Annotated in this window: 33 protein-coding genes; 14 read left to right on the plus strand and 19 right to left on the minus strand. The window is 68.2% G+C overall.

All coding sequences use genetic code 11. From position 1 onward, the window contains the following. Positions 1-29 precede the first annotated feature (29 nt). The 3 genes from ACGFNP_RS39995 (at position 30) to ACGFNP_RS40005 (ending at position 3,962) form a co-directional block, all read left to right on the plus strand. Positions 30-764: an ABC transporter ATP-binding protein gene (locus tag ACGFNP_RS39995; protein WP_358336942.1), complete on the plus strand. Its 735-nt coding sequence runs from the start codon at positions 30-32 to the stop codon at positions 762-764. Between the two features lie 62 nt (positions 765-826). Beyond that, positions 827-2,023 (plus strand): ABC transporter permease, encoded by a 1,197-nt coding sequence (locus ACGFNP_RS40000; RefSeq protein ID WP_393327788.1) that lies wholly within the window; start codon positions 827-829, stop codon positions 2,021-2,023. 298 nt (positions 2,024-2,321) lie between these two features. Further along, positions 2,322-3,962 carry a cytochrome bc complex cytochrome b subunit gene (locus ACGFNP_RS40005; protein WP_393327791.1) on the plus strand — a complete coding sequence of 547 codons (1,641 nt, stop codon included), beginning with the start codon at positions 2,322-2,324 and terminating at the stop codon, positions 3,960-3,962. A gap of 52 nt (positions 3,963-4,014) precedes the next feature. On the opposite strand, the gene ACGFNP_RS40010 is transcribed toward ACGFNP_RS40005, so the two are convergent. Further along, on the minus strand, positions 4,015-4,524 hold the full coding sequence (locus ACGFNP_RS40010) for a hypothetical protein (protein WP_358336951.1): 510 nt from the start codon (positions 4,522-4,524) through the stop codon (positions 4,015-4,017). A 141-nt stretch (positions 4,525-4,665) separates the two neighbouring features. Between ACGFNP_RS40010 and ACGFNP_RS40015 the strand changes: the two genes are divergently transcribed. From ACGFNP_RS40015 to ACGFNP_RS40025, 3 genes are all read left to right on the plus strand, one after another. Beyond that, positions 4,666-5,235 (plus strand): CGNR zinc finger domain-containing protein, encoded by a 570-nt coding sequence (locus tag ACGFNP_RS40015; RefSeq protein WP_393327794.1) that lies wholly within the window; start codon positions 4,666-4,668, stop codon positions 5,233-5,235. Positions 5,236-5,330: 95 nt separating this feature from the next. Further along, positions 5,331-5,777, plus strand: a complete 447-nt coding sequence (locus tag ACGFNP_RS40020; protein WP_358336958.1) for a VOC family protein — start codon at positions 5,331-5,333, stop codon at positions 5,775-5,777. Continuing rightward, positions 5,777-6,658, plus strand: coding sequence for a pyridoxamine 5'-phosphate oxidase family protein (locus tag ACGFNP_RS40025; protein WP_393327797.1), 882 nt, complete (start codon positions 5,777-5,779; stop codon positions 6,656-6,658). Before ACGFNP_RS40020 ends, ACGFNP_RS40025 begins: the two co-directional genes overlap by 1 nt. On the opposite strand, the gene ACGFNP_RS40030 is transcribed toward ACGFNP_RS40025, so the two are convergent. Together ACGFNP_RS40030 and ACGFNP_RS40035 are read right to left on the minus strand one after the other, a co-directional pair. Next, positions 6,655-7,383, minus strand: a complete 729-nt coding sequence (locus ACGFNP_RS40030; RefSeq protein ID WP_358336964.1) for a MerR family transcriptional regulator — start codon at positions 7,381-7,383, stop codon at positions 6,655-6,657. The two genes, ACGFNP_RS40025 and ACGFNP_RS40030, sit on opposite strands and share 4 nt — an antisense overlap. A gap of 21 nt (positions 7,384-7,404) precedes the next feature. Further along, entirely contained in the window at positions 7,405-8,286 is an 882-nt protein-coding gene (locus ACGFNP_RS40035) for an alpha/beta fold hydrolase (RefSeq protein ID WP_393327800.1), read from the minus strand. Between the two features lie 89 nt (positions 8,287-8,375). Here ACGFNP_RS40035 and ACGFNP_RS40040 point away from each other — a divergent pair, with 89 nt between their 5' ends. After that, a complete protein-coding gene (locus ACGFNP_RS40040) occupies positions 8,376-8,996 on the plus strand; it encodes a TetR/AcrR family transcriptional regulator C-terminal domain-containing protein (RefSeq protein ID WP_393327803.1) in 621 nt (206 codons plus the stop codon). Here the strand turns inward: ACGFNP_RS40040 and ACGFNP_RS40045 are convergent. Genes ACGFNP_RS40045 through ACGFNP_RS40055 form a run of 3 tightly spaced genes read right to left on the minus strand, consistent with a single transcriptional unit; the run spans position 8,986 to position 10,730 of the window. Then, positions 8,986-10,071, minus strand: a complete 1,086-nt coding sequence (locus ACGFNP_RS40045; RefSeq protein WP_358336973.1) for a Zn-dependent alcohol dehydrogenase — start codon at positions 10,069-10,071, stop codon at positions 8,986-8,988. The two genes, ACGFNP_RS40040 and ACGFNP_RS40045, sit on opposite strands and share 11 nt — an antisense overlap. 18 nt (positions 10,072-10,089) lie before the next feature. Continuing rightward, complete coding sequence (locus ACGFNP_RS40050) at positions 10,090-10,281, minus strand: ferredoxin (protein ID WP_219533778.1); 192 nt, start codon at positions 10,279-10,281, stop codon at positions 10,090-10,092. Beyond that, complete coding sequence (locus tag ACGFNP_RS40055; RefSeq protein ID WP_393327807.1) at positions 10,278-10,730, minus strand: pyridoxamine 5'-phosphate oxidase family protein; 453 nt, start codon at positions 10,728-10,730, stop codon at positions 10,278-10,280. Before ACGFNP_RS40055 ends, ACGFNP_RS40050 begins: the two co-directional genes overlap by 4 nt. Positions 10,731-10,815: 85 nt before the next feature. Between ACGFNP_RS40055 and ACGFNP_RS40060 the strand changes: the two genes are divergently transcribed. Further along, positions 10,816-11,445: a class I SAM-dependent methyltransferase gene (locus tag ACGFNP_RS40060; RefSeq protein WP_393328708.1), complete on the plus strand. Its 630-nt coding sequence runs from the start codon at positions 10,816-10,818 to the stop codon at positions 11,443-11,445. On the opposite strand, the gene ACGFNP_RS40065 is transcribed toward ACGFNP_RS40060, so the two are convergent. The 4 genes from ACGFNP_RS40065 to ACGFNP_RS40080 form a co-directional block, all read right to left on the minus strand. Beyond that, a complete protein-coding gene (locus ACGFNP_RS40065; protein WP_393327810.1) occupies positions 11,442-12,467 on the minus strand; it encodes a DUF1702 family protein in 1,026 nt (341 codons plus the stop codon). The genes ACGFNP_RS40060 and ACGFNP_RS40065 overlap by 4 nt on opposite strands. A 90-nt stretch (positions 12,468-12,557) precedes the next feature. After that, positions 12,558-13,598, minus strand: a complete 1,041-nt coding sequence (locus tag ACGFNP_RS40070; RefSeq protein ID WP_393327813.1) for a prenyltransferase — start codon at positions 13,596-13,598, stop codon at positions 12,558-12,560. Beyond that, positions 13,595-14,311, minus strand: a complete 717-nt coding sequence (locus tag ACGFNP_RS40075; RefSeq protein ID WP_219533774.1) for a class I SAM-dependent methyltransferase — start codon at positions 14,309-14,311, stop codon at positions 13,595-13,597. Before ACGFNP_RS40075 ends, ACGFNP_RS40070 begins: the two co-directional genes overlap by 4 nt. Before the next feature lie 32 nt (positions 14,312-14,343). Beyond that, entirely contained in the window at positions 14,344-15,588 is a 1,245-nt protein-coding gene (locus ACGFNP_RS40080) for a glycosyltransferase family 4 protein (protein WP_358336985.1), read from the minus strand. Positions 15,589-15,838: 250 nt separating this feature from the next. On the opposite strand from ACGFNP_RS40080, the gene ACGFNP_RS40085 reads away from it, so the two are divergent. The 3 genes from ACGFNP_RS40085 to ACGFNP_RS40095 all read left to right on the plus strand — a co-directional run bounded on the left by ACGFNP_RS40085 (position 15,839) and on the right by ACGFNP_RS40095 (position 18,325). After that, positions 15,839-16,867 carry a GDP-mannose 4,6-dehydratase gene (locus tag ACGFNP_RS40085; protein WP_358336988.1) on the plus strand — a complete coding sequence of 343 codons (1,029 nt, stop codon included), beginning with the start codon at positions 15,839-15,841 and terminating at the stop codon, positions 16,865-16,867. A gap of 77 nt (positions 16,868-16,944) precedes the next feature. After that, positions 16,945-17,502: a helix-turn-helix domain-containing protein gene (locus ACGFNP_RS40090; protein ID WP_358336991.1), complete on the plus strand. Its 558-nt coding sequence runs from the start codon at positions 16,945-16,947 to the stop codon at positions 17,500-17,502. Beyond that, positions 17,495-18,325 (plus strand): SRPBCC family protein, encoded by an 831-nt coding sequence (locus tag ACGFNP_RS40095; protein WP_393327818.1) that lies wholly within the window; start codon positions 17,495-17,497, stop codon positions 18,323-18,325. Before ACGFNP_RS40090 ends, ACGFNP_RS40095 begins: the two co-directional genes overlap by 8 nt. On the opposite strand, the gene ACGFNP_RS40100 is transcribed toward ACGFNP_RS40095, so the two are convergent. Then, on the minus strand, positions 18,322-18,786 hold the full coding sequence (locus tag ACGFNP_RS40100) for a MarR family winged helix-turn-helix transcriptional regulator (RefSeq protein WP_393327821.1): 465 nt from the start codon (positions 18,784-18,786) through the stop codon (positions 18,322-18,324). The two genes, ACGFNP_RS40095 and ACGFNP_RS40100, sit on opposite strands and share 4 nt — an antisense overlap. Positions 18,787-18,862: 76 nt before the next feature. On the opposite strand from ACGFNP_RS40100, the gene ACGFNP_RS40105 reads away from it, so the two are divergent. Together ACGFNP_RS40105 and ACGFNP_RS40110 are read left to right on the plus strand one after the other, a co-directional pair. Then, positions 18,863-19,714, plus strand: a complete 852-nt coding sequence (locus ACGFNP_RS40105; protein WP_393327824.1) for an LLM class flavin-dependent oxidoreductase — start codon at positions 18,863-18,865, stop codon at positions 19,712-19,714. Positions 19,715-19,784: 70 nt separating this feature from the next. Next, positions 19,785-20,612: a hypothetical protein gene (locus ACGFNP_RS40110; protein WP_393327827.1), complete on the plus strand. Its 828-nt coding sequence runs from the start codon at positions 19,785-19,787 to the stop codon at positions 20,610-20,612. A gap of 39 nt (positions 20,613-20,651) precedes the next feature. Here ACGFNP_RS40110 and ACGFNP_RS40115 read toward each other — a convergent pair whose 3' ends face one another. From ACGFNP_RS40115 to ACGFNP_RS40150, 8 genes are all read right to left on the minus strand, one after another. Next, positions 20,652-20,978 (minus strand): LuxR family transcriptional regulator, encoded by a 327-nt coding sequence (locus tag ACGFNP_RS40115; RefSeq protein ID WP_358337007.1) that lies wholly within the window; start codon positions 20,976-20,978, stop codon positions 20,652-20,654. Then, entirely contained in the window at positions 20,975-21,409 is a 435-nt protein-coding gene (locus ACGFNP_RS40120) for a cupin domain-containing protein (RefSeq protein ID WP_219533765.1), read from the minus strand. The genes ACGFNP_RS40115 and ACGFNP_RS40120 overlap by 4 nt, the downstream gene beginning before the upstream one ends. Positions 21,410-21,507: 98 nt before the next feature. Further along, positions 21,508-22,338: a permease-like cell division protein FtsX gene (locus tag ACGFNP_RS40125; protein ID WP_393327830.1), complete on the minus strand. Its 831-nt coding sequence runs from the start codon at positions 22,336-22,338 to the stop codon at positions 21,508-21,510. Positions 22,339-22,415: 77 nt separating this feature from the next. Then, the gene (locus ACGFNP_RS40130; protein ID WP_358337014.1) at positions 22,416-22,886 is read right to left on the minus strand and encodes a hypothetical protein; all 471 of its coding nucleotides are present in this window, start codon (positions 22,884-22,886) and stop codon (positions 22,416-22,418) included. Positions 22,887-22,928: 42 nt separating this feature from the next. Next, positions 22,929-23,402 (minus strand): carboxymuconolactone decarboxylase family protein, encoded by a 474-nt coding sequence (locus ACGFNP_RS40135; protein WP_358337017.1) that lies wholly within the window; start codon positions 23,400-23,402, stop codon positions 22,929-22,931. A gap of 365 nt (positions 23,403-23,767) precedes the next feature. Then, entirely contained in the window at positions 23,768-24,016 is a 249-nt protein-coding gene (locus ACGFNP_RS40140) for a DUF397 domain-containing protein (RefSeq protein WP_393327834.1), read from the minus strand. Between the two features lie 214 nt (positions 24,017-24,230). After that, positions 24,231-24,443, minus strand: a complete 213-nt coding sequence (locus ACGFNP_RS40145; protein WP_358337023.1) for a DUF397 domain-containing protein — start codon at positions 24,441-24,443, stop codon at positions 24,231-24,233. 29 nt (positions 24,444-24,472) lie between these two features. Continuing rightward, the gene (locus ACGFNP_RS40150) at positions 24,473-25,333 is read right to left on the minus strand and encodes a helix-turn-helix domain-containing protein (protein WP_393327837.1); all 861 of its coding nucleotides are present in this window, start codon (positions 25,331-25,333) and stop codon (positions 24,473-24,475) included. A 459-nt stretch (positions 25,334-25,792) separates the two neighbouring features. Between ACGFNP_RS40150 and ACGFNP_RS40155 the strand changes: the two genes are divergently transcribed. Continuing rightward, positions 25,793-26,263 carry an ATP-binding protein gene (locus ACGFNP_RS40155; RefSeq protein WP_358337029.1) on the plus strand — a complete coding sequence of 157 codons (471 nt, stop codon included), beginning with the start codon at positions 25,793-25,795 and terminating at the stop codon, positions 26,261-26,263. The last annotated feature ends 262 nt before the right edge of the window (positions 26,264-26,525 follow it).

The raw sequence follows: 26,525 nt of genomic DNA on the forward strand, positions 1-26,525 counted from the left end.
TGAGCTTTCGGGAAATGAGCCTTGGGGAAATGAGCATCGTTGAGCTGCGGGGCGTGACCAAGGTCTACGGCGGACAGGTCGAGGCGCTTCGTGGTGTGGACCTGACGGTCGAGTACGGGGAACTGCTGGCCATCGTCGGTCCTTCCGGCTCCGGCAAGTCGACCATGCTCCAGTTGATCGGGACCCTGGACCGGCCGACGTCGGGGACGGTGCGCATCGCCGGCTACGACGTGGCCGAGCTGTCGGACCGGGAGTTGTCGGCGTTGCGCGCCCGTCAGCTGGGGTTCGTGTTCCAGCAGTTCCACCTGGCTGTCGGCGTGAGCGCGCTGGACAACGTGGCCGACGGCCTGCTCTACACCGGCACCGCGCTGCGCCAGCGCCGTGAGCGGGCCGAGGCCGCCCTGACCCGGGTCGGACTGGACCACCGGCTGGACCACACGCCGAACCAGCTGTCAGGCGGCGAGCAGCAGCGGGTCGCGGTCGCCAGGGCAGTGGTGGGTGATCCGCCGCTGTTACTGGCCGACGAGCCGACCGGCAACCTCGACTCGCACTCGGGGGCCGAGGTGCTGCGGGTGCTGAGCGACCTGCACGCCGCCGGGACCACGATCGCGATCATCACCCATGACACCGAGATCGCCGAGTGGTGCCCGCGGCAGGTCCGGGTCCGCGACGGCCAGATCATCGCCGACGACAGCCGGTGCCCTCCGGAAAGCGGCGCCCTCCGCCGCTCTCCCGAGGAGGCCGTGAAGGGAGCCCGCCCGTGACGCGCGAGGGTGTCGAGGGGAGTCCGCCTGCGACGCGCGAACCCGTCGAAGGGGGCCCGCCCGTGACGCGCGCGAGACTGTCCCCTTCCCGACTCAGCACCGTTGACGTGCTGCGGGTCGGGGCGGCTGGGTTGCGGGCCCGCCCCGCCCGGGTGGTCCTGTCCGCGCTCGGCATCGCCATCGGCATCGCCACCATGATCGCGGTGATCGGTATCTCGTCCTCGTCGCGGGAGCAGCTGCTGCGCCGGCTCGACCGGCTCGGCACCAACCTGCTCACCGCCGCGCCCGGCCGTACCCTGTTCGGCGACAAGGCCGAGCTGCCCGTTTCCGCGCTCAGCGCGGTCGAGCGCATCGGTCCCGTCAGCACGGCCTCGGCCACCGGGACGGTCGATGCCACCGTACGGCGCACGGACCACATCCCCGAGGCGGTGACCGGCGGCATCTCCGTCCAGGCGGCGAGCGCCGAGCTGCTGACCACGCTGGAGGGCGACGTCGCCAAAGGAACATGGCTGAACGCCGCCACCGAACGCGCACCCGCCGTTGTGCTCGGCTCGGCGGCCGCCAAGCGGCTTGGCCTCGGCCGGATCGGCGTGCGGGTGTGGATGGGCGACCAATGGTTCACCGTCATCGGCATTCTGGGGCCGATGCCGCTCGCCCCGGAGATCGAACGCTCGGTGCTCCTCGGGTTCCCCGCGGCCGAGACGTACCTGGGTTTCGACGGGCACCCCACGACGATCTACGAGCGTTCGGGCGAGGAGGCGGTGGCGGCCGTCAGGGCGGTGCTGCCGCGTACCGTCAACCCGGAGAACCCGGAGCAGGTCGAGGTCAGCAGACCGTCGGACGCGCTGGCGGCGCGGGCCGCCGCCGCGGACGCGTTCACCAGCCTGCTGCTCGGGCTCGGCGCGGTGGCACTGCTCGTCGGCGGGGTCGGCGTGGCGAACACGATGGTGATCTCGGTGCTGGAACGGCGCAAGGAGATCGGCCTGCGGCGCTCCCTGGGGGCCACCCGGGGGCAGGTGCGCATCCAGTTCCTGGCGGAATCCCTGCTGCTCTCCGCCCTCGGCGGCGTCGCCGGGTCGGTGCTGGGCGCCCTGGCCACGGCCGGGTACGCGGTGTCGCGGGGCTGGCCACCCGTCGTGCCGCCGTGGGCGATCGGCGGGGCGGTCGGCGCCACGCTCGTCATCGGCACGATCGCCGGCCTCTATCCCGCCATGCGCGCCGCCCGCCTGTCCCCGACGATCGCCCTGGCCACCACCTGAGTACGTCCGTTCGGCAGGCCCCCTCGCGCAGGCGTTCCTGCTCGCAGGTACGCCCAACGCGACGGCCGCGGCAGGACCGCCCGAACCGGCGGTCAACTGGGGCTCCTGCCCTGCCTGCTCCGACGAGGTGATCCGGTCGCGCGGCTTCCTCGACGCACAGATACCGAAGTTCCGTGCCGCGGGCGGACATGTCACATTTCCACGCTTTGCCGTGTCTATACGGGGAGAGGTTCACGAGAACGGGGAGCGACATGTCCACAGTTCCTGACGCGGAGGTCGGCGTGAGGGTAGATCACGGATGAACGAGCTCAAGACCATCCCGAAGGCCGTCTCAAGCCCCTCGAACTTCCTCGACGAGCGGCTCGGCGCGGCCAACTTCCTCAAGCGCAACATGCGCAAGATCTTCCCCGACCACTGGACGTTCCTGCTGGGGGAGATCGCGCTGTATGCGTTCGTTCTCCTGCTACTGACCGGGACGTTCCTGACGTTCTGGTTCAAGCCCAGCATGGCGGAGATCGCCTACGACGGGTCGTACGCCCCGCTCAAGGGCGTCCTGATGTCCCAGGCCTACGCGTCGTCGCTGGAGCTCAGCTTCGACGTCCGGGGTGGCCTCTTGCTCAGGCAGATGCATCACTGGGCGGCGCTGCTTTTCGTGGCGAGCACTCTTGTGCACGCGCTGCGGGTGTTCTTCAACGGCGCCTACCGCAAGCCGCGCGAGCTCAACCATGTGATCGGCGTGCTGCTGCTGACGCTGGCGCTCCTTGAGGGGCTGACCGGATACTCGCTGCCTGACGACCTGCTGTCCGGCGCCGGTCTGCGGATCACCGAGGGTGTGCTGGTCTCGCTGCCATTGGTCGGTACGTACGCGACGTTCTTCCTGTTCGGAGGGGAGTACCCGGGCGGGGATGTCATCTCCCGGTTCTATTCGCTGCACATCCTGCTCATCCCGGGCATCATCCTGGCGCTGGTCTCCGCTCACCTCGTGCTCATGTGGATGCAGAAGCACACCCAGATGGCCGGCAAGACTCAGACGAACCGAAACGTGGTGGGGGCGCCGTTCTATCCGGCGTTCATGGCCAAGGCGGGCGCGTACGTCCTGTTTACGTTCGCGGTGATCGCGGGGCTGGCGACGTTCGCCCAGATCAACCCGATCTGGCTGTTCGGGCCCTACACGCCCGCCGACGTGTCGGCGGGTTCGCAGCCCGACTTCTACATGGGCTTCCTCGAAGGCGCGCTGCGCATCATGGGGCCGTGGGAGATCAACCTGTTCGGCACGGACCATGCGGGCACACTGCCGCTCAACGTCATCATCCCGGCGCTGGCGCCGCTGGGCGTCGTCCTGACGGGTCTGGCGTTGTATCCGTTCCTGGAGCAGTGGGTGACGGGGGACAAGCGCGAGCACAACTTCGCCGAACGCCCGCGCGACAACCCGCACCGCACGGCGATCGGCATGACGGCCGTCGTGTTCTATGGCGTGCTCTGGCTCCTCGGTGCCAACGACGAGATCTCCGCCAATTTCCACATCAGCCTCAATGTGACGACGTACGCGGGCCGGGTGCTGATCTTCGTGGCGCCCGCGCTGGCGTATGTGATCACCTACCGGATGTGTCTGGGGCTCCAGCGCTACGACGCGGGCACCATTTCCCATGGCGTTGAATCGGGTGTGATCAAGCGGTTGCCCGGCGGTGGGTTCGTCGAGGCCCACGTGCCGGCGGCGGACGACATCGAGGCACACGTGCGGGGCAAGGAGCCGGTGCCGATGTTGGCGGTCGCCGAGCCCGACAGCGCGGGCATCCCGCCGAAGGGCATGCGCGGCCCTCTGGGCAGACTACGGGGCCGGATGTCGAAGGCGTACGGGGGCGAGAAGGTCCCCCTCGATGACGGTCACGGGCGTGGAGAGGTAGAGCTCGCGGGCGATGACCGTACGCTGACTCATTAGCTGAACTCCGCCGAGCAGGACAGAGGGCGGCGACAGCGTGACGGGCCCGCGATCACGACAGCGGGGTGGTCTCGGCGAAACGGATCTCGCTGAACAGCTTGAGCGTCACCGGCCGCAGTCGTGCCTCGCGCGGCCAGCGCATGCTCAAAGACGGAAACACCGTCTCCAGGACGATCTTCAGGTAGGGGCGGCCGGAACGGCCGACGGGAAGCTTGGCGCACAGAGCGGACACGCTCGTGAAGGTCTCCCGTCGGCCGAGCCGCAGCCGGGTCCGCCCGCTGAACTGGTTCGGGATCCCGGCGGCTTCGAGGCTCACCGACTCCCACAGCAGTTCGGCCGTCTCCTCCTCCCGCAGCCACGTCGGCCGGGTCGGCAGCGGCAGTCGCAGGGTGAATCCCGCCAGTAGCCCAGCCGGAGTCAGCCGAAAGGAACCCCGGAACCACGGCAGCTCGTCGAGGAGCCGAGGGCCGTTCAGGGTGCTCATCGACAGGCTCGCCGCGCTGGCTTCCATGGCGATCCGCCAGCTGGTGGGGTCGGTGTAAGGGACTTCCGGGATGGACACCAACGGGATTCATCTCCCCTGCGCGGACGCCTGGACTCACAGGCGGGTCGGGCGGCTACCTATAAGACACTCCAACCGCGGAAAATGTGACACTCACGGTCTCTCACGGTTGACGGTGCCCGCAGGCGTTAGATTGGGGGAATGTCCTTGACCCTCGATTTCGTCAGCACGATCAGGGCGGAGCGGTCCGGATTGGTCGACCGCCTGTCCGATGTCGAAGGCCTGACAACCTGGGTACGCGCGCACGCGGCCGACCTCGACGCCGATCCCGGCTTCACCGCCACGGAGGCACTGCGCGAGGAGACCGTACGCCTGCGCCAGGCCGTACGTGCGCTGTTCGCCGAGGCCGTGGCCCCGGAGCCGCCGAGCCGGGCGGACGCGGCGGCCCTGCCCGGCTTCGCGGAGTCGTTGGCCCTGGTCAACGCCGCCGCTCTGGCCGCCCCGCGAGCCCCGCAACTGTCCTGGAGCGGGGAGCCGGCCCTCGTCGTCGTGCCAGCCGTGCCGGCCGAGCCGTCGGCACGGGTCCGGGCCGCGCTCGCTACGGCGGCTGTCGAGTTCCTGGCGGGGCCCGAACGGGGGCAGTTGCGTACCTGCCAGGCCCCACGCTGCGTGCTCTATTTCGTGAAGGAACACCCACGTCAGGAGTGGTGCTCGACCGCCTGCGGCAACCGCGCCAGAGCGGCCAGGCACTACCGGGAGCACAAGAAGTAGTCCGCATCTAACGCTTGCGACGCCGGTTTGCCGTTATATAGTTCTTTCTAACGGCCAATCGGTCGTTCATGCGTTAGATGATGAGGGAGTGTGGAATGTCGTCGTTCCAGACCGGGCACATCGGGCTCAACGTCACCGACCTCACCAAGTCCTTGGACTTCTACCAGCGCGTCTTCGGCTTCACCACGGCGGGCGAGCAACAGCACGAGGGGCGCCGCTACGCGTTCCTGGTCCAGGACGGCACGCTCATGCTGACCCTCTGGCAGCAGAGCGAGGGTCGCTTCGCCACCACGCGGCCGGGGCTCCACCACCTGTCGTTCCGGGTCGCCGACCTCGCGGCGGTGCGGAAGGCTGAGGCGGTCATCAGGGAGATCGGAGCCACCCTGCACCACGACGGCGTCGTGCCGCACGGCGAAGGCGCGTCCTCGGGAGGCGTGTTCTTCGAGGACCCCGACGGCATCCGCCTGGAGATCTTCGCCCCGGACGGCGCCGGCGACCGCCCCGCGCCCACCTCTGGCGCGCCGACCTGCGGGTTCTTCTAATGGGGCCGCATCCGGGCGAGGTCGCCGTCCAGCGGCGGGCGGGAGCGCGGGGCGGGGAGCTCGGCAGCTCGCGCACCCGCCCGGAGATCCCGGAGGTGGCGGCCGAGTTCCTGCGGCAGCAGCGCCTGCTCGTCGCCGGCGCGGCCGACAACCTGGGCCGGCTCTGGGCGAGCGTGCTGACCGGCCCCGCCGGTTTCGCCTCCGCCGAGGACGACCGCACGATCGTCGTACGCGCCCTGCCCGGCGCGCCCGACCCCCTGCACGGGCTGTTCACCGGGGAACGTGACCTCGGCCTGCTCGCCATCGAGCCCCACACGCGGCGCAGGATGCGGGTGAACGGCACGGCCGTACAGGCGGGCGAGGCGCTGGTGGTGTGGACGGAGCAGGTCTACTCGAACTGCCCCAAATACATCCAGACCCGCGAGCCCACGACCGCTCCGGGCGGCACCCCGGCCGGCCTCGGCGCCGGGACCACGCTGACAGCGCGTCATCAGGCGTGGATCGGCGCGGCGGACACGTTCTTCATCGCGACGGGCGCCGAGCAGCTCGGCGCGGACGTCTCGCACCGGGGCGGCAATCCAGGGTTCGTGAAGGTCACGGGGCCTGGGTCGCTGGTCTTCCCGGACTATGTCGGCAACTCGATGTACATGACGCTGGGGAACCTGGAGGTCAACCCGGCGGCCGGGCTGCTGTTCGTGGACTGGGAGCGCGGGGAGACGCTGCACCTGACCGGCCGGGCCCGGGTGGACTGGGATCCGGGGGACGTGCCGGGGGCGCAGCGGCTGGTGCGGTTCGAGGTGGAGAAGTGGGTACACCTCGCGGGTTCGGTCTCGGCGGGCTGGACCGCCCCGGGCTACCACCGCTTCAACCCGCCGGTCTAGAGCCGCTTCTCCCGTTTCGCCAGCTCTCCGGGGAGTAGTTCCAGCGCCCTCTGCCACGCCGGTGAGGAGTCGATGACGTGCGAGAACATCAAGCCGACCGTCTCAGTCCTGCTCTGCTCCTCGCCCCGTCGCGCCTCCCAGTCGGCGATGGCGGCGGCGAGCTCGTGCAGTCGCGGGTCGCTGCGATCCCAGTCGAACGCCTCGTCGCAGGCGAGATAGACGCGCTGGAAGTCGAGGTCGTCGAAGACGGCGTTCTTACCCGCCACCCACGCGGACACGTCCTGGGGGCTGAGAGCCACCGCGAGGATCCAGACATCACGCTCGATCCGCACCATTCGTTCGCTGACGCCGAGAGCGCGGAGCCGGTCGAGAATGTCGACGATCTCGGCAGGCAGGAACAGTCGTTCGCCCGCGGCGAGTTCGGCGATGCGGTGGCGGTGGCGGGTGAGGTCGCGGATCTTGTCCTCCAGCGCCTGGTCGATCCGGGCGATGGCCTTGGCGAACTCGTCGGGCTGGGCGTTGAGCAGCTCGTCGATGCGGGCCAGCGGCACGCCGGCCGCCGCCAGGGTCTTGATCCGGATCAGATCGACCACGGCCTGCGCGTCGTAGCGCCGGTAGCCGGAGGCGTCGCGCGCGGGCTCGGCGAGCAGGCCGTGCTGGTGGTAGTGGCGGACCGCCCGCACCGTCACGCCGACATGAGCGGCGAGCTGACCGATGGTGAGCATCGACGCCGTCCTTTCTGTCGGTTACTTGGCCGCCCGGTCGAGCAGGTCCCGGATCGCCTGGACGACGGCGTCCGGGCGGTCGGTGTGGACGGTGCTGTGCCTGGCATCATCGAGCGTACGATGCTCACCGCGCGGGACCGAGCCGGCCAGGGCATCGTAGAGACGGCGTTTGCCGTCGTTCAGGTCGCGCCGGGATTTCTTCGACATGAACAGCTTCAGGCCAGGATCTTCCCCGAGCGCGGTGAGCGCGATCAGCGGCACGTCGGGCAGGGGTCCGCCGTCCCGGAGCTCGTCGCGCAGCTGCGGCAGGTTGCTCCGCTCATGTACGCCGATCCGCCACCACTCGGGGCTGACGTGGCGTTCGACGAGCAGGTCACGGAGCTCCGCGGGCCAGCCCGCGAGGATGCGCCGGTAGAAGCCGCGGGCGAGCCGGCTGATGAACCACAGCTGGAGCCGGCCGGGCTCCGGCTGACGGGTCCGCTCGAGGTGCAGGTGCTCGGGCATGTGAACGTCCCAGTCCTCGTAGAAGGACTCCACCAGGAGCAGGCCGGCCACCTCGCCGGGGAACAGCTGCGCGAAACGGCGGGCGTGGGCCGCGCCGAGGGAGTGCGCGACCAGCACATAGGGGGCGGGTACGCCGGCGGCCCGCAGCAGGTCCCGGAGCTCGGTGGCGGTCTCGGAGGCGGTACGCGGCAGCGGCATCCGGTCGCTCCAGCCCGTGCCGCCGCGGTCGTACAGGACTGACATGGTGAACTCGGCGACGCGGTCGTGGATGTTCAGGTAGTCCAGGCCGACGGCGCTGGCTCCCGGCAGGAACACCACGCTGGGACCGCCGCTGCCCGAGCGGTGAAGGAAGAGGCGCCGTCCTGCGACGTCGTAGAGCTGTCCTACGGGGGGTGTCATGTGTCTTCTCCTCTGTATGGCGTACATAGGAGATGGTCCGACCCTGACGCAGGGTCAAGGTCAAGGCGTGCTTCCGGGATAATTTCCTCATGAGCAAGGCCGCGAAGCCCACCCTGAGCCAGGAGTACATCGCGGGTGTCGCGTTGTCGGTGATCGACTCCATGGGGCTCGGCAAGTTCTCCATGCGCAAGCTCGGTGCCGAGATCGGCGTCGACCCGATGGCGGTCTATTACTACTTCGACGATCAGGAGGCCCTGTTCGACGCCGTCGCCGAGCTGATGTTCGACGAGTTCGGAGTCGACTCGCTGCCCTGGCGGGGCACGTGGCGCGCGCTGCTCGAACAGTCCTACCGGCGCATGCGGGACACGCTGGCCGCGCACCCGCATGCCGTGCCGGTGTTCGCGTCCCGGCCGATCCGGTCGGCCAAGGCCATCGCCACGGGCAACCGGACGCTCGCGTCCCTGCGGGAGGCCGGATTCGCGCCCGAGGTCGCCCTGCAGATGACGCGCTCCCTGCGCGACTACACCATCGGCCACGCGATGGGCCTGGCCGCCGTCCAGCTGGGCGCGCGGCGGCGTAGCCGGAAGCCCGAGCCCGGGGCGCCCGGCTACAACCTGCTCGCTGAAAGCGCCGATGCCGTGGGCATCGACCAGCACTTCGACCTCGGCCTCACCGCGATGCTGGACGGCTTCGAACGGCTCAGTCCATGAGGACGATCTGGCGCAGCACCTCGCCGCCCTTGAGCGCGGCCACGGCGTCGTTCAGGTCGGCCAGGCGGATCCGGGCGCTGATCATCGACTCCAGGTCGAGCTGGCCGGCCTTGTAGAGCTTGGCGAAGTAGGGGAAGTAGTGCCGCACGTCGGCTTCGCCGTACAGGCTGGAGAGCAGGTTCTTGCCCTCGAACAGCAGGCTGAACGCGGAGATCGACACCATGTCGTCCGCCGCGCCCGCGCCGACCACGATGACCTCGCCGCCCGCGCGGGTGACCTGCCACGCGCTCTGGATGGTGGCGGCCTTGCCGACCACCTCGAAGCCGTAGTCGAAGCCGCTGCCGGCGGTCAGCTCGTTCAGCGCCTCGGGGACCTGCTCGGGGGTGACGGCGTGGGTGGCGCCGACCTTCTTGGCCAGCTCGTGCTTGGACGCGAGGGGGTCGATCGCCAGGATCGTCCGGGCGCCGGAGATGCGCGCGCCCTGGATGACGGACAGGCCCACGCCGCCGCAGCCGATGACGGCGACGGTCGAGCCGGGCCGTACCTTGGCGGTGTTGATGGCGGCGCCCACACCGGTGGTGATGCCGCAGCCGATCAGCGCGGCCGCCTCCCACGAGATGTCCGCGTCGACCTTGATCGCGCCCTGCCAGGGGATGACGATCTCTTCGGCCCAGGTGCCGCACCCGGCCATCCCGAACGCCGTCTGGTCGCCGCCGAAGCGGAAGTTGCCCTTGGTGAACGCCTCGATCACGTACTTCATGCAGAGGTACGGCTGGCCGCCCAGGCACAGGTCGCAGTCCTGGCAGGACGGACGCCAGTTGATGATCACGTGATCGCCCGGCTGGACCGAGCTGACATGCTCGCCCACCTCGACCACCTCGCCCGCGCCCTCGTGACCCGGGACGAGCGGTACGGGCTGCGGCAGCACGCCGGACATGGCCGACAGGTCCGAATGGCAGACGCCCGTAGCCTTGATCCGCACCCGTACGTCGGTCGGTCCGACGGGGGTGAGGGTGACATCGTCGCGGATGTCGAGCTTGTCGTCGCCTACGGCGTGCAGAAGGGCGGCGCGCATGGGGGGTTCCTCCTCCAGCTATTCCTCAAGGGAAAGAGCGGCTTTGGGGCAGGACCGGACCGCGTGACGGACGCGGTCCAGGAGTTCGGGCGGCGGTTCCGGGAGCAGGATGTGCAACTGGTCGTCATCATCCACGTCGAACACCTCGGGTGCGAGCCCCATGCACACGGCATTGGCTTCGCAGACCATTTCATCGACCTTGATCTTCATGTGAGCCTCCTGTGGTCCCATGAGATCACTTTGGTGCGCTCGACGACGTATGCAACCCGCTTTCGTCCGGTTTGTTCGACATAAGGCAGCAGGAGCTCGTCCGCCACGCCCGGGGTCATCCTGCGCGCGACCAGCAAGCCGATGGCCAGGACCTGCTCGGGCTCGTCAACCAGCTTGGCCTCGCCGTACAGCAGGACGCCGCGCAGCTCGTTGTAGTCCTCGCCCGTCTCGACCAGGCAGCTCACCCGCGGGTCGCGCTCCAGGTTGCGGACCTTCTGCGCCTTGGCGTAGCTCCAGAAGGCGATCCGCCCCTCGTCGAGCCCGTAGAACATGGTCACCAGATGCGGCGTGCCGTCCGGGTTGATGGTCGCGAGCTGGAGCTTGCGGGCCCCTTCCAGGAAGGCCGTGACCTCGTCTCCGGACATCGCGATGCGAGCGCGCTGATTCACGTTGCCAAGTAGAACAGGTTGCAGAATGCCGGGCAAGGGGGCGCTGGAATGTTGTTCGGTTCTACTAGGGTGCATCCCTATGACGATGCCGCCTGAACTGCGATACGCAGCCAAGCATGCCAAGGGATTCATGCCGGAAGGGGAGGGCCTGGCCCTGTTCGAGGCGGCTTGCCAGTACGGCAAACTCGGGCCGATCTGCGAGATCGGCACCTACTGCGGCAAATCGGCCGTCTACCTCGGGGCGGCGGCCAGGCTTGCCGGGTCCGTGGTCGTCACCGTGGACCACCACCGCGGCTCGGAGGAGATCCAGCCGGGCTGGGCCCACCACGACCCGACGCTGGTCGATCCGCGGTTCGGCAAGATGGACTCGCTGCCGACGTTCCGCCAGACGATCGCCGCCGCCGGGCTGGAGGACGAGGTGATCGCCATAGTGGGCCGCTCGGAGCAGGTGGCCCGGCTCTGGAACACGCCTTTGGGCATGCTGTTCATCGACGGCGGCCATTCCGACGATCCGGTGACGCGCGACTACGAGGGCTGGGCGCCGCACGTCATGCCGGGCGGTGCGCTGGTCTTCCACGACATCTATCCGGACCCGGCCGCGGGCGGCCAGGCTCCCTACCGGATCTACCTGCGGGCGCTCGCCTCGGGCGCGTTCGCCGAGACCTCGGCCGAGGGCTCGCTACGCGTCCTGGAGCGGGTCGCTCCGGGGATCTAGCGCCGCCTCCCGCGTGCCCACGCTCTGCGGGTGTGGGCCCGCCAGGACTGGAAGTCCTCGTGGGTATGCGGGACGTGGCCGAGCTCGATGAGCGCCCCTTCGGCCCACGCGCCGGCCTCGTCGGGCTCCGCGCCCGCCAGGATCGGTGCGGCCTGCGCCACGTGGCCCGGCAGTGTCCCCGCCTGGAGCCCGGCCGACACGGCGAACGCGCACCCCTGGGCCAGATGGGCACGGAACCCGTCGGCTGCCGCGTGATCGGTCAGCCACCACAGCTCGTCGGCGTTGGCGCCACCGGTGTGCGTGGCCGCGAACCCGACACCACTCCACAGATCGCCCCGCCGGCCCGCTGGGAAGGAGGCGATCCTGGCGGCCACGTCGTCCGGCGAGGCGCACTCGTGATACCAGAGCAGGCGGCCCAGGCCCTGATCGAAGATCGCGCAGTGAGCCCTGGTGAGCAGATCGGGCATAGTCCGCTCGCCGACCATCCGGTCGGCCCGCGCCAGGCTCCACTGGAACCCGAACCCGTCCACGGCCAGCCAGCGGAACAGCGGGTGCGTCTGCCGGACGCCCCACATGGGCCGCAGGCGCAGCAGCGCGTAGCCGCGCCCGGCGCCCACGTGCACGGCGTGCGGGTGAAGTTGGGCGGGGCCGGCCAGTAGCTCGTGAAGGCGCCGGCCCCGGGTCATGGTGAGCAGATCGAGCACGGTGCAGGCGGCACCGGCCCCCTCATAGGCGAAGCTCCGCTGCTCAGGCGACATTTCATCGATCTTGCAGACTTCACGCGAAACAGCGGCGTTGAACCCGAAAAGGTATGACCGCTCGGCTCCTTCGACGACCACCCGGCAATGTCCCTGCCGTAGCCGGAACCTCCGCCGGGCCAGATCGGCTTCGGACCGCTCCCTCAGCAGCAGCTTCCGTAGTCCGTGAACCGGCGAAAGCGTCGGCTCAGTCCTGTCCTGCTCCAAGAACGCTGTTGTGCCCGTGTCGCCCACGCTTCCCCCGAAGACGCCTCGTACGGCCACTCACGAAGCTAGTAACCGCAATGGGGCGTTCAGCGGTGCCGCTCCGCATTTCCCGGCAAAGAACCCGCAAAAGCCCTTGCGCGTACAAGATCACGCACGGGCGGGGGTGCAGCCACACAGATGCGGGTCGGCGGGGGAGACGGAGGCGGCGCTGATGTCGCGGAAGATCCCCGCTCCCGGGGAGAAGGCGAACAACGCGTCCCCCGCGAGCACCGCCGCCGCGGCCGTATATCCGCTCCGCTCGTGCGGAAAGTGGCGGTTGTTGGCGAACTGCCACCCTGTCCAGTACGAGCCGTCCTCATGGCGCAGGTGCTGCATGTCGGCGAACAGCCGGGCGGCACGCTCGCGGTCGCCCAGCGCGTCGAGGGCCAGCGCCAGCTCGCACGTCTCCGCGCCCGTCACCCACGGCTGGTCCGAGACGCAGCGGATGCCCAGCCCCGGCACCACGAACGTGCTCCACTCCCGCTCCAGCAGTTCCTCCGCCGCCGGCCCCCGGACGGCGCCGCCGAGCACCGGGTAGTACCAGTCCATGGAGTAGCGGCTCTTGTCGGTGAACGCCTCCGGGTGCGCGGCCAGCACGTGGGCCAGGCGGTCGGCGGCCAGCTCCCAGTGCGGCTGCGGGTCACCGAGGTGGTCGGCGAGCAGGACGCCGCAGCGCAGGCCCTGGTGGATCGACGAGCAGCCGGTGAGCAGCGCGTAGGAGGAGGCCCGGCCCTGGGCGTCACGCTCCCAGACGATCTCGCCGCGCTCGGTCTGCAGCCCCACGACGTAGTCGAGCGCCCTCTTGACCATCGGCCACCTGAGCTCGGTGAACCGCTGGTCGCCCGTCACCAGGTGGTGGTGCCAGAGGCCGGCCGCGACGTAGGCGGCGTGGTTCGACTCGCCGCCCGGCTCGGTGGCGACGCCGTCGACCAGCTTCATCGCCCACGAGCCGTCGTCGCGCTGGTGCCGGGCCAGCCAGTCGTAGCCCCGCGTGACGGGGTCGCGCAGGCCGGCCACGGTCATCGCCATCAGGCACTCGACGTGGTTCCACACGTCCACGTGGCCTTCCGGCCAGGGCACGCCGCCGTCGTCCTGCTGGATCGCTGAGATGCTCAAGGCCGTCTGAACGGCCTCCTCGCGTGAGATCACGCGGCGGGCTTCCTGACGTAGAGCACCACGCTCTTGCCGATGAGCGGGTTGAGCAGGGATTCGGCCAGCCGGGTGAGCGGTGGGCGCTTCATGATGTCCCAGACCAGCAGTTCGTGGTACGCCTTGGCGAGGGGGTGGTCGTCGTTGTTGACGCCGACCGCGCACTTGATCCACCAGTACGGCGCGTGCAGCCCGTGGGCGTGGTGGTGGGGGCCGATGCGGAAGCCGGTGGACTTCAGCTTCGCCGACAGCTCAGCCAACGTATAAATCCGGACATGTCCGCCGGGGGCCGTGTGATAGTCCTCGTCCAGCGCCCAGCAGATCCGCTCGGGCAGGAAGCTCGGCACGGTGATCGCGGCCGTGCCGCCGGGCTTGAGCACCCGGAAGATCTCCCGCATCGCGGCCATGTCGTCGGGGATGTGCTCCAGCACCTCGGCCGCGATGACCCGGTCGAAGGAGCCGTCCTCGAACGGCATGTCCAGCGCCGTCCCCTGAACGGTCTCGCCACTGGCCTCGGGCGGCACCTCACCCGCCTTGTCCATCGCCACGAACATGGCCGCCACGCTGTCCAGCTCGGACTGGTCCATGTCGAAGGCGACCACGTCCGCGCCCCGGCGCAGCACCTCGAACGCATGCCGGCCACCACCACAACCCAGGTCGAGCACGCGCACGCCGGGCCCGACCGGCAGCCGGGCGAAGTCCACCGTCAGCACTTATCGATCTCCTTGAAATCTCGAAGCTTCGGTCAGCGGGTACGGCGGGCCGCGATGGCCTCGCGGTACGCCTCGACGGTTTTCATGGCGACGACGCGCCAGGTGTAACGCTCCATGACCCGCTCGTATCCGGCCTTGCCCACCCGCTCGCGCTCCTCCGGAGAGTCGTGCAGGCGGCGCAGCACCGCGGCCAGCTCCTCGGCGTCGCCGGGCGCGACCTGGATCGCGGCGTCCCCCACCACCTCGGGCAGCGCGCCCGTACGGCTGGCGACCAGCGGGGTCGCGCAGGCCATGTGCTCCACGGCCGGCAGCGAGAACCCCTCGTACAACGACGGCACCACGGAGACCTCAGAGGTGGCGATGAGCTCGCCCAGCTCGTCGTCGGAGATGCCGTGCACGAAGCGGACCCGATCCTGCAGCGACAGCTCCTGCACGAGCTGCTCGGTGGGCCCGCCGGCGGTCGGCTTGCTGACCACGGTGAGGCTGACGTCGCGCTCGGTGGCCAGCTTGGCCACGGCCCGCAGCAGCGTGGCGACGCCCTTCATGGGGGAGTCGGCGCTGGCCACCGCCACGATCGAGCCCTTTTTCTTCGGCTTGTCGGGGCGAGGGTGGAAATAGCGGGTGTCGACGCCGAGCGGGATCAGGCGCATGTTCGCCTGCGGGACGTTGAAGTCGCGGTGGATGTCGGCCAGCGACGACTCGCTGACGGTCAGGATCGGGCTCAGCCGGGGCGCCACCTTGGCCTGCATCTTCACGAACGCGTACCAGCGGCGCATGGTCAGCTTCTTGGCGCCGGTGGCGGCCTCCAGCTCGATGCGCCGGTCCACGCTGATCGGGTGGTGGATGGTGCCGACCACCGGGAACAGCTTCTGGATGCCGAGCAGGCCGTAGCCGAGCGTCTGGTTGTCCTGGACGACGTCGAAGTCGCCCACCCGCTTCTTCAGCTCGCGATGCGCCCGCAGCGTGAACGTCAGCGGCTCGGGGAACCCGGCGGTCCACATGGTGCCGACTTCCAGCCAGTCGATCCAGTCGCGGTACTCGTGCAGCTTCGGGGTCCTGAACGGGTCCTCGTCGCGGTAGAGGTCGAGGCTCGGCACCTTCTGGAGGATCACGCCCTCGTCCAGCTCCGGGTAGGGCTGGCCGGAGAACACCTCGACGTGATGCCCAAGGGCGACCAGCTCGCGGCTCAGGTGGCGGAGGTAGACACCCTGGCCGCCACAGGTCGGCTTGCTGCGGTAGGACAGCAGTGCGATCCGCAGCGTGTCGCTCACGGACACCCCTTTCTCGCCCGGTAAGCACCCAGAGATGGGCGTGTACCGTGAAGATGACCTTAGTCCGAGAAGGCTACCATTCGGTAGGTCATCTGGAATTGTTCACAACTGCCGCCAAAGGCCGTGCGAACTGCGATGTTGGCGCGACCGAGCGTGGTTCGGTGGAACGTGTTCTAGGAGTCTTGGGCGCTGCATCGAGGCGCTTAGCTGTACATTCCCGTCCAAACGGACGCGGTCGTGATAGTGGGAGGACCCCTTGGCCAGGCGCGCTCTGATCACCGGCATCACCGGCCAGGACGGTTCCTATTTGGCGGAGTACCTGCTCGGTCAGGGGTACGAGGTGTGGGGGCTGGCGCGTGGCCAGGCCAACCCGCGCGTGTCGCGGCTGCGCAAGCTGCTGGCCGACGTTCAGGTGGTCCGCGGTGACCTGCTCGACCAGGGGTCGCTGATCTCGGCGGTGGAACGGGTTCGGCCCGACGAGGTCTACAACCTGGGTGCCATCTCGTTCGTGCCCATGTCGTGGGAGCAGGCGGAGCTCACGGCCGAGGTGACGGGGATGGGCGTGCTGCGCATGCTGGAGGCCATCCGGGTGTGCTCGGGCGTGTCGCGTGGCGGCGCCGCCTCCGGCTCCGGCCAGATCCGCTTTTATCAGGCTTCGTCGTCGGAGATGTTCGGCCAGGTCAGCGAGACGCCCCAGACGGAGCGCACCGCCTTCCATCCGCGCTCGCCGTACGGCGTGGCCAAGGCGTACGGACACTTCCTCACGCAGAACTACCGTGAGTCCTACGGCATGTACGCGGTCTCCGGCATCCTGTTCAACCACGAGTCGCCCCGGCGTGGTGCCGAGTTCGTCACCCGCAAGGTCTCGCTCGGCGTGGCGCGGATCAAGCTCGGCCTCGACAACGAGCTCCGGCTCGGCAATCTGGAGGCCCGGCGGGACTGGGGTTTCGCGGGCGACTACGTACGGGCCATGCACCTCATGCTCCAGGCCGGCACGCCCGAGGACTACGTGATCGGCACCGGGCGCATGAAGTCGGTCCGCGAGCTGGTCGAGGCCGCCTTCAGCGCGGCCTCCCTGGACTGGGAGCAGTACGTCGTCACCGACCAGGCCCTGCATCGGCCGGCGGAGGTCGACCTGCTGTGCGCCGATCCGAAGAAGGCCCGGGTGCAGCTCGGCTGGGAGCCGACGATGCCGTTCGACGAACTGGTGGCGACGATGGTCGAGGCCGACCTCCGCCTGCTGTCGAACGGCGGCGACCCCGACCAGGACAGCTCCTGGCCCTGATCGACCCCGATGCGCGGTGCTCCTTCGAGCATGCCCTATTGACAAAATACTATTTTATGTAAAGGATGGTTTTTGCGATGAGAGATGTCCTGTACCTGGAACAGATCGAGCAGGCCGAGGCGCTGCTCAAGCCGCAGCGCGTCGAGGTGCTGCGGCAACTGGCCGAGCCGCGCACCTGCACAGAGGTCGCGGCCCGGCTCGGTCAGACGCCACAGCGCGTCTACTACCACGTCAAACGGCTGGTGGACGCGGGCCTGGTCGACCTGGTGTCGGAGCGGAAGGTGCGCGGTGTCCACGAGGGCATCTACCAGGCGGGCGCGCGTTCGTACTGGCTGTCACCCCGCCTGGTCGGCCGGATCGGTCTGCGCAGGACGCAGGACGAGCTGAGCCTGGGTTACCTGCTGGACCTGATGGAAGAGGTGCAGGCGGACATCGCGGGACTCGACAGGACCGCGACGGAGCTGCCGTCGATCGGGCTGTCGGGGGAGATCCACGTGCGCCCCGAGGACCGTCAGGAGTTCCTGAACGAGCTGCAGGGGATGCTGCAAGACCTGTTCACGAGGTACGGCGGAGCGGAAGGTGACGCCTTCAAGCTCGCCGTCGCCTGCTACCCCAAGGGAGACGAACATGAGTGAGCCCATGACTGTCCGCGCCCGTGTCCAGGCACCGGTGAAGGAGGTGCACCACGCGCTGACCGACGCCGCGACGATGCGACTCTGGCTGGCCGAGCACGCCGAGGTGGACCTGCCGGACCGCTACGCGTTCTGGGGCCGGTACACCCCCGAGGGCGACGCGCCGCACCAGCGCCCACTGCACGTCGACGAGCGCACGGTGCGGTTCTCCTGGCTGCTGGACGGCGAGGACACCACGGTCGAGTTCGGCCTGGCGGAGGAGGGACCCGAGACGACCGTCGTGTCGGTGTCGCAGACCCACTTCGACTTCCAGGAGGCGCTCGCGGAGTCGACGATCCGCGGGGTGATCCAGACGTACTGGTGCCTCATGCTGGCGAACCTCGCCGAGCACCTCGCGGGCCGCCCGCTGACCCCGAAGGCCGACTTCACCGCCTCCGACCTGCGGGCGGAAGTGCTGATCGCCGCTTCCGCGGAGAAGGTCTTCGACTCGCTGATCGACTCGGAGTCGGCGACCCGCTGGTTCGGGTTCCCCATCGAGATCGAGCCGTACGTCGGCGGCCGCTTCGCCATGGGCGGGCTGGAGAACAACCCCGACCCGGCGAAGATCGTCGAGCTGGAGCCGGGGCGCCGGCTGTCTGTCGACTGGGGCGGCGCCGGGATCGGCACCTGGGAGCTGGCGGAGTCCGGCGGCAAGACGCGGCTGACGCTGGTGCAGAGCGGCTTCGGTCGGTCGCCGTACGCGGCCTGGTGCGGCATCCTGTCCGGGCTCTCCGAGCTGCGCCGCTTCCACGAGGTGGCCGACTGGAGCCCCATCTGGGTGTCCTAGTCGCTCTCCTCGCCCAGGTGGGTCAGCACGGTGCTCGCGACGGCCCCCAGGACGTCGATCTGCTCCGGAGTCAGCAGGTCGATGAAGTGGCGGCGTACCGACTCCACATGATCGGGGGCTGCCGCCTCGATGGCCCGCAGCCCCTCCTCGGTCAGCACGATCACGGCGCCGCGGCCGTCCGTCTCGCACTCCTCGCGGGTCACCAGGCCGCGTTGTTCCATCCGTGAGATGTGCCGCGACAGCCGGCTCTTCGACCACAGCATCCGCTCGGCCAGCTTGGTGAGCCGCCACCGGTGCCCCTCGGTCGACGACAGGTTCGACAGCACGTCGTAGTCGGGGGCTGACAGCCCCGAATCCCGCAGCAGATCACGGCTCACCTGGGCGTCCAGGAGCAGCCGCATCCGGCGGTAGCCGAGCCAGGCCCGGAACTCGGCGTCATCCAACCAGCGCGGGTCACCCATGGCGCTCAGATTAGTTGACGTGTAACCAACTTTGGTTCTAGGTTCCATGTAAACCAAATCTGGGAGGCGGGCGCGCATGTTCGGTGTGGGTATCTCGGCTTCGGCGGCTCCGGGCGCCGATCCGGTCGGGGACGCGCGGTTGGCCGAGGAGCTGGGGTTCGACTTCGTGTCGACGTCCGACCACCCGTGCGGCACGTCGCCGACGTACGAGATCTGGACGCTGCTCACCTGGATCGCCGCCGCCACCTCGCGGATCCGTGTCGCCACACGGGTCCTCGGGGTGCCGAACCGGCCGCCCGCGATGGTGGCCAAGATGGCGGAGTCACTGCACCGGCTCTCCGGGGGGCGGTTGATCCTGGGGCTCGGCGGCGGCTATTCGGACGAGGAGTTCCGGGCCTTCGGGCTGGGGGTGCCGACGCCGCGGGAGAAGGTCGACGGGATGGTGGAGGCGATCCACATCATCCGAGGGCTGTGGTCGTCACCGTTGTTCAGCTATCAGGGCGACCGCTATCACACGCTGGACGCCGCGCTGGAGCCCAAACCGGCCAGTCCGATCCCCATATGGCTGGGCACCTACGGCAACCGGGCGCTGGCGGCCACGGGGGAGCTGGCGGACGGGTGGATCCCGTCGCTGGGGTTCGCGCCGCCTGAGGTGGCGATGGAGATGCGTGCGCGGATGCTGGCGGCTGCGGGTCGAGTGGGGCGGGAGGTGGAGTGCGTGTACAACGTGCCGGTTTTGGTGGGCGGGACCTCGGACGAGCCTTCGACGGTGGCGGGCTCGTCCGAGGAGGTGGTGGAGGGGTTGAGGGGGTTGGTCGGGCTGGGGTTCACCTCGTTGAACCTCATGCCTGTGGGGGCGGACTTCCGCGGGCAACTGGAACGGCTGGCCACTGACGTCCTTCCGGCGTTGCGGGCGTCCGCGTCGTAGCCGCTGTGGCTGTCCACAGAACGCGGTTCGGCGCCCAACGCCGCCCCGTCTTTCCCTGATCCTGGACGGCGTGAACGAACCCCTCCCGGAGCCATCCCCTTCGTCCCGTTCCTCTCTGGCGGAGCGGGCCCGGCGCGTCACACAGTCGGTCCCCCAGGCGGTCGCGTGCCGTCGGACGGCCGCCCACGTCTGGGGCCTGCACGTGCTGAGCCTCGACGCCACCCAAGACGGCTGGCCGGTCGAGCTCATTGCCCCCGGCCACCTGGCGATCCCCGGCTGTGTCACCCACGTGACCACCCTGCCCGCCGACGACATCACGGAGCACAAGGGCGTCCGGCTCACCACCCAGGAGCGCACGGCCCTCGACTGCGTCCGCTGGCTTCCCCGCATGGAGGCCGTGGCCGCCCTGGACCAGTTCCTCCGTCGCGGCGTGGACCTGGAGGCCCTCTGGCACCTCTCCACTTCATGGCACCAACGTGACACGCTCAGCCTCGCCGACCGGGGCGCCGGGTCGCCCCGGGAGAGCTGGCTACGCGTCATCCTCGTGGACGGCGGCCTCCCCAGGCCCAGCACCCAGATCCGCGTCTCGCTGGCCGACGACCGTTTCGCCTACCTCGACCTCGGCTGGCCGGACTTCCAGGTGGCGGTCGAATACGACGGTCAGCAGCACCACACGTCGTCCGCGGACCAACTCCACGACGAGCGACGCCGCGCGGAGCTACGCGGTCTCGGCTGGCGGATCATCGCCGTCCGCCGAGACGTCTTCCCCGGCCAGACCGCCGACCTCCTCCATCAGGTGGCGGACACCCTCATCCAGCAGGGCTGGCAACCAGGCGCTCGCCAGACGGTCCGCATCCTCGCCCGCATCAGAGCCGCTCGCCGCCGCCGGCAACGCTGAAGGCGGGAACCGTACCCGGTTCCCGCCCTTCTTCGGCTTTCAGCGTGCGGTGGTGAACAGGAACGCGCTGTCCTGCACGGCCTCCACGCGGTGACTGCGTTCGGGCATGACCAGCAGATCGCCCGGCAGCCCGTCCCACGAGTCAGGCCCGGCGACAAGCCGCACCTGCCCGTGCAGCACCTGCACCGTGACCTCGCCAGGATGCTCGTGCTCGTGGATGTGCTCGCCCTGCCGCAACGCCATCACGGTCTGCCGCAACGAACGATCGTGTCCACCGTGGATGGTGGTGGCACTGCGGCCACTGTTCGCCTCACGGGCAAGCGTGAGGTGATCGCGGACGAGCGCGGTCAGCGGGACCTTGGTCATGACCGCGGTGCGCGGCGGTCTCGCCGAGCTTCCAGTTCCTCCGGGCTGACCGGGATCAGCATCGGCTGCCCCGGTGCGCAGAACATCGTCACCACGAACTGTGACTCCTCGTCGGCGAGGTGGTTGCCGTCCTGGTAGTGGATCACGTCCCCACCGGGCTCCCAGAACGTCTCCCCGGGCCGGACAACCCGCACGGGATCGCCCTCGAGCTCGAAGTTGACGGCCCCCTTGATCACGTACCCGTACGCGGGCCCGGAGTGGCGGTGAGGCGGCGCACCGGGGCTGTTCGGGGGCAGCGTGACCAGGATCGTCATCGCCTCCGCTCCCTCCGGCGCGGGCGGTGCCCCCGGTACGGTGCCGACCACGTCGAGCTTCGGCGGCGGGCCGCTCTTGTCGGGGTTGTCGAGGTGGTGAGTGTGATCGGTTTTCATGAGGCTTCCCCTCGCGGGTCAGTGGCCGGCTCGATCCGGCCGTTCACCAGCTCAGACAAGACAGCGCCCCAATGTGTGACAACGCCCTAAAGGCGACATCAGCGATGTCGCGCGACCTCCTCCACCCCGGGAAGCCCTTTGAGCGCGGCGGTGATCGGGGTGAGGTTGGACGGGTTGGCCAGTACCAGGTGGAAGCTCTCACCGGTGACTGACGCGATGGCCTTCGAGTTGGAGGTGCTGCCGACGAAGATATTCCGCCAGTTACTGACCGCGTGCGCTCGCGGCTCCAAGTAGATCTTCTTTACGCCTTCGACGTTTCGCAGCGCCTCGAAGATGGCGTCACGCTCAAGGTCTGTGGTCTGACCTCGGCCCTGGCAGGCCCCTTGGTCATTCCGAGGAGCACAGAGACGGACCTGGGCGTGGGCCTTGCCGAGCCAGAAGTCCGTTCGCCACTCATAGACCGAGGCGACCCCGGGCAGTTTCGCCAGCTTGTTGGCCTGCTTGGCGTTCACGACCTTGACCTTGGCATCGAAGTATTCGGGCATGTCGCTTTTGCGGCTGGCTGCGATCAGGGCCTTGTTGTCACTGAAGTCTTCGCGGAACTTCCGGTAGGACTCGTCCTGGTCCACGAACCGCACCCCGGAAACTTCAGGCAGCCGCTTGAGGAGCTTCTCGAGTCTCCTTTTCTGCTCCGCCGTCGTCGCCTTGCCGTGGCAGTTCGGCGTCGCGATGTTCTTCGAGCACAGAAAAACCGAGAGGGTCCCGGACTTCGGCCACGGCCCCTTGGGCGGAGGCAGCGGCGAGTCCCCTTGCTCCATCACATCGTCGACGCCGTTCGCAACTGTCCCACCCAGCGTTTTCATCCCCGCAGGGACATCTGCCGCGGCCGCAGCCGCTCCGCTGGTCGCCAGCGCTGTCGTCAACGCCACAACCGCCCACCTAAGCCTCATGCCGGGACATGATCCTGATCAGACGTGACCTTGGTCAAACGCAATTTCCACCGGCATCAGAGGGCCAGCAGGGCCATGAAGGCCATGCTGGCCGCCATTCCGGCTGAGCACGCGTTCTGGTTGAGTGACCTTCGGTCCGCGCCCCGCTCGGTCAGGACGCGGATGAGCCGCGCGCAGGTCCAGGCCAGCCCGATGACCAGGGCCACCGTGGTCAGAGACCCGCCTCCATGCGCGTGCCCGGACGGAGCGACGGCGAGGGTAGGCCCCCTGAACGCTGTGAGCACCAGGAGGAGGGACATGACCACGAAGTCCTGGATGTGATGACCGGTCTCCGCGCGCCGGGACGGGGAGCCGCAGAGCCAGGCGGCGGTCAGCAACGCGAGCACCGTGACAGAGAGGAACATGCCGCCCAAGTGGCCGGTTGCCATGCCGAGCGCCATGACAACGTGCGGCCACCTCCTGGCAGGGCGCGCGGAGGGCAGCAGGGCCGGAGCGAGGGCCAGGACGCAGCCGACCGATACTGCCATCGTGTGGAGGAAGGCATGCATCGGGCGGCCGGTTTCTGCTTGTTATCCGAACTGGCCGGGCTGGTAGTCGCCGGCGGGCTGCTGGGTGATGACGTTCAGCCGGTTGAAGGCGTTGATGAGCGCGATGAGGCCCACCAGGGCGGCGAGCTGGTCCTCGTCGTAGTGCTTTGCGGCGTTCGCCCAGGCCTCGTCTGTGACGCCACCGGCCGCGTCGGCGATGCGGGTGCCCTGTTCCGTCAGCTCCAGGGCGGCGCGTTCGGCGTCGGTGAAGACCTTGGCCTCCCGCCAGGCCGCGACCAGGTTGAGGCGTACCGAGGTCTCCCCGGCGTGCGTGGCGTCCTTGGTGTGCATGTCGGTGCAGAAGCCGCAGCCGTTGATCTGACTGGCGCGGAGCTTCACCAGTTCCCGCGTCGCGGCCGGCAGCGTCGAGTCCACGATCACCCTGTCCGCCGAGACGATGTGCTTCATGACCTTGCCTGCGATCGGGTTGCCGAAGAGGTTCAAGCGGGCATCCACGATGTACTCCTTGCCGTTGTTGGTGGGGTTACATCCGTCTAGACAGGACAGCCCGGCAAGTTGTGACAGGAACGCCCCGCAGAGCAGACGCGGTGCGAGCCCGCGTCTACAAGCCGGCTGGCTCGCGATCACCCCGTGAGGACCAGCCGGTCGAACGTCTGATTGGCGATCACCCCATGACGACCGGTAGCTCCTTGATGCCGTTGATGAAGTTCGACCGCATTCGACAGTGACACGCTTGATGGCGAGACGATCAAGCGGATCGGGTTCGCAGGCGACGAGCTGAGCGCCTACGAATTCCACCATGTTGTACCAGTAGAGCCCTTATCTGGGAGTAGTGAGGGCTCTAAGGCATGTCCGGCTGCTCAGTCTGAGGGAAGCTCGAACTCCTGCAAGTGAACGCCGCCGGTGAAGGCTCGCCACTCGTCGGATGTGAAGATCAATGCCGCTCCATTAGGGTGCTTGCTGTCTCGCACGGCTACGCGTTGGCCGATGAAGGCGACCTCTACACACTGGCCGTTTGGGGCGCTAAGGCTGCTCTTGCGCCATTCAACACCAGACAAATCAATGGCTTCACCAGTCATCTCAATACCTGCTTTCACTTTGATCTGCAAGTATGTTGGCCAAAGTGTCCTGCGTCTCCGCGGGGCTGGCGGCAGCCTCTCGGAGTTGCTCCGGGAGATCATTCTGGAGCGGAGTTCCCGCCGGAGGCTCGATCGAACGCCGCTCAAAGTTGAGGGCCACATAAGAGTGCCCGGGTCGCCAGGAAGGCGACCGGGCACTCTTTGATATGGCCACTTCAACATAGAAACGGCCTAGTCAAAGCGCCTATGGCAAGTCGAACTCTTTCTTGCTCACGCCATCGAGGAACGCTTCCCACTCAACGTGGGTGAACACCAACGCGGGGGCGTCAGGGTTCTTGCTGTCACGGACGGCCACGATGCCAGGCAGGTTGCTGGCAACCTCCACGCAGGCACCACCCTGACCGTTGCTCTTGGAAGACTTTCGCCAAACGGCACGGGACAGGTCATCTTTCGACATCCCGCACCCCCTTCTCTGTGGTTGGTCTGCTACGCCCGGAGATCGCGCGCTACCTGCCGAATGAGTGCCGATGATTGATCAGCGGGCAGCGCCGATTCGCGCAGGTGGTCAAACATCACCGTATACCGATCTACTTCGTGCTGTTTCTCCAAATAGAGGGTACCGGTGCGGTATTCGATGTACACCACGCGCGGGTCTGCGGATTCGAAGGACAGGACATGGAACGCCCCGTCCATAGCAGGATGCGCGCCGACCGCGAAGGGCAGTACCTGCAGCGTCACGTTCTGCAGGTCTGCCACATCAAGCAACCGCTGAAGCTGGGCGTACATCACCTCGGAGCCGCCGACAACACGGCGAATCACCGCTTCATTCATCACCATGGACACATTCGGGGCACTTTCGCCAGTTAGAAGCTTCTGCCTCGTCAGCCGGACAGCAACTCTCTGCTCGATGTCCTCGCTCGGCACGTCGGGCAGAGAGGCTCGATGCACCGCTCGGATGTAATCCTCGGTCTGTAGCAGGCCCGGCACGAACTCGCTCTCATAGATCTGCAACGCGGATGCTGCCGATTCCAAACCCACGTAGACCTCGAACCACTCAGGGACTGCCGGTCCGTAGGCGTGCCACCAGCCACGCTGACGAGCCTCACGCGCCAACGCGAGCAGCGCGTCCCGCTCGGCAGGGTCGACTTCATAGATGCCCAACAGCGCTCGGGCGTCGCTGGGCTGGATCGCCCGACGAGCAGTCTCGAACCGGCTGAGCTTGGTTGGGTGCCAATCGAGCTGCTCGGCGACCTGTTCGAGACCTAGATTGCGATCTTCGCGTAGGCGACGCAGCTCGGCCGCAAGCTGACGTCGCCGCACGGTCGGACTGGGTGCTGGGCGCGCCATCGGGATCACCTTTCCAGTCTTCCACTCTCAGGCAAGCAAGCAACCAAGTTAGCAACTGCTATCTGGCACTTGCCAATCTGCAGCCTGTCGATAGACACTGGCCATCGTCGCACCATCGCATCCTCGCCATGGTTCGATCGGCGCGAAATCGAACGTCAGCCGTGCCCTAAAGACGCCCCCGCAAGGGAGGTTCCGCATGCGCAAATTCGACTACGGATAGGAGTGATTCATTCACTTAGCGCGATTGTCGTGGGATCTGTCGCAATTCGGGCTGTCGCTGGCGGTGGAGTATCCGTCGAGGGTTGAGCCGTTCATCACCATACGCAGGGCGCGGGGTCCGCTGTACGTGAGGGCCGCTTTGCGGGGTGAGCAGTGGATTTCCACGTGGGTTCATGGTCGGGGTCGGTGGGTGGATGCGTACGACGTGGACGCGGCTACGCGGGTCTGGGAGGTGGCGCGGTGGAGGAGCGGTTTCTTGGTGAGGTCGTGTTGCCGGGGGTGGCGTATTCGGTGGCGGTGGCTCGTCGCTGCGTCGGGGAGATGCTTTCGTCGGCAGGGTACCGAGACGTGGAGAATGCGCGATTGATCGTCAGCGAGTTGGTCACCAATGCGCTGATTCATACCGCTTCCGGACTGTATGGCGGGGTGATCACGGTGGAGGTCATCGCGGTTGATGCCGAGATCGTTCGCGTTGAGGTGACCGATGACGGGGCGGACACGGTTCCTCGATCGAGCGAGTCCGGCGATGACGACTGTCACGGGCGTGGTCTGTGGCTGGTCGAGCAGGTCTCGCTCAAGTGGGGCGTGCGGTTGCTGGGTGCGGGGCAGCGCGCGGTCTGGGCAGAGACGTTCACGGGTCAGGCGGTGCCTGGATGCGCTGGGGAAGGCGTGGCTGCGGGGGTCGCCACAGAAGGTGTGGTGACGAGGTGAGCTGGGTGCTCGGTCACTGGCGGTTTCCCCCTCAGTGCTCGGCGCTGCACGTGTCAGCCGTGCAGTCTCACTACGACCAACTGACGTGGCACCCTCCACGCCAGGGCGAGCCGGACGGTCGGGTTGTGAAGTGGACCTGCGACTGCACAGAGGTCTTTTACGAGCTGATCGTGGTCGGCGGGTTGCGGTTCATTCGCCGGACAGCTTTCCGGAACGAGAGGACCGTCATTCATGAGAGTGATCGCTGGTCCCTCCACGTGGC

The organism is Nonomuraea sp. NPDC049269 (assembly GCF_043197155.1).
GTDB lineage: Bacteria > Actinomycetota > Actinomycetes > Streptosporangiales > Streptosporangiaceae > Nonomuraea.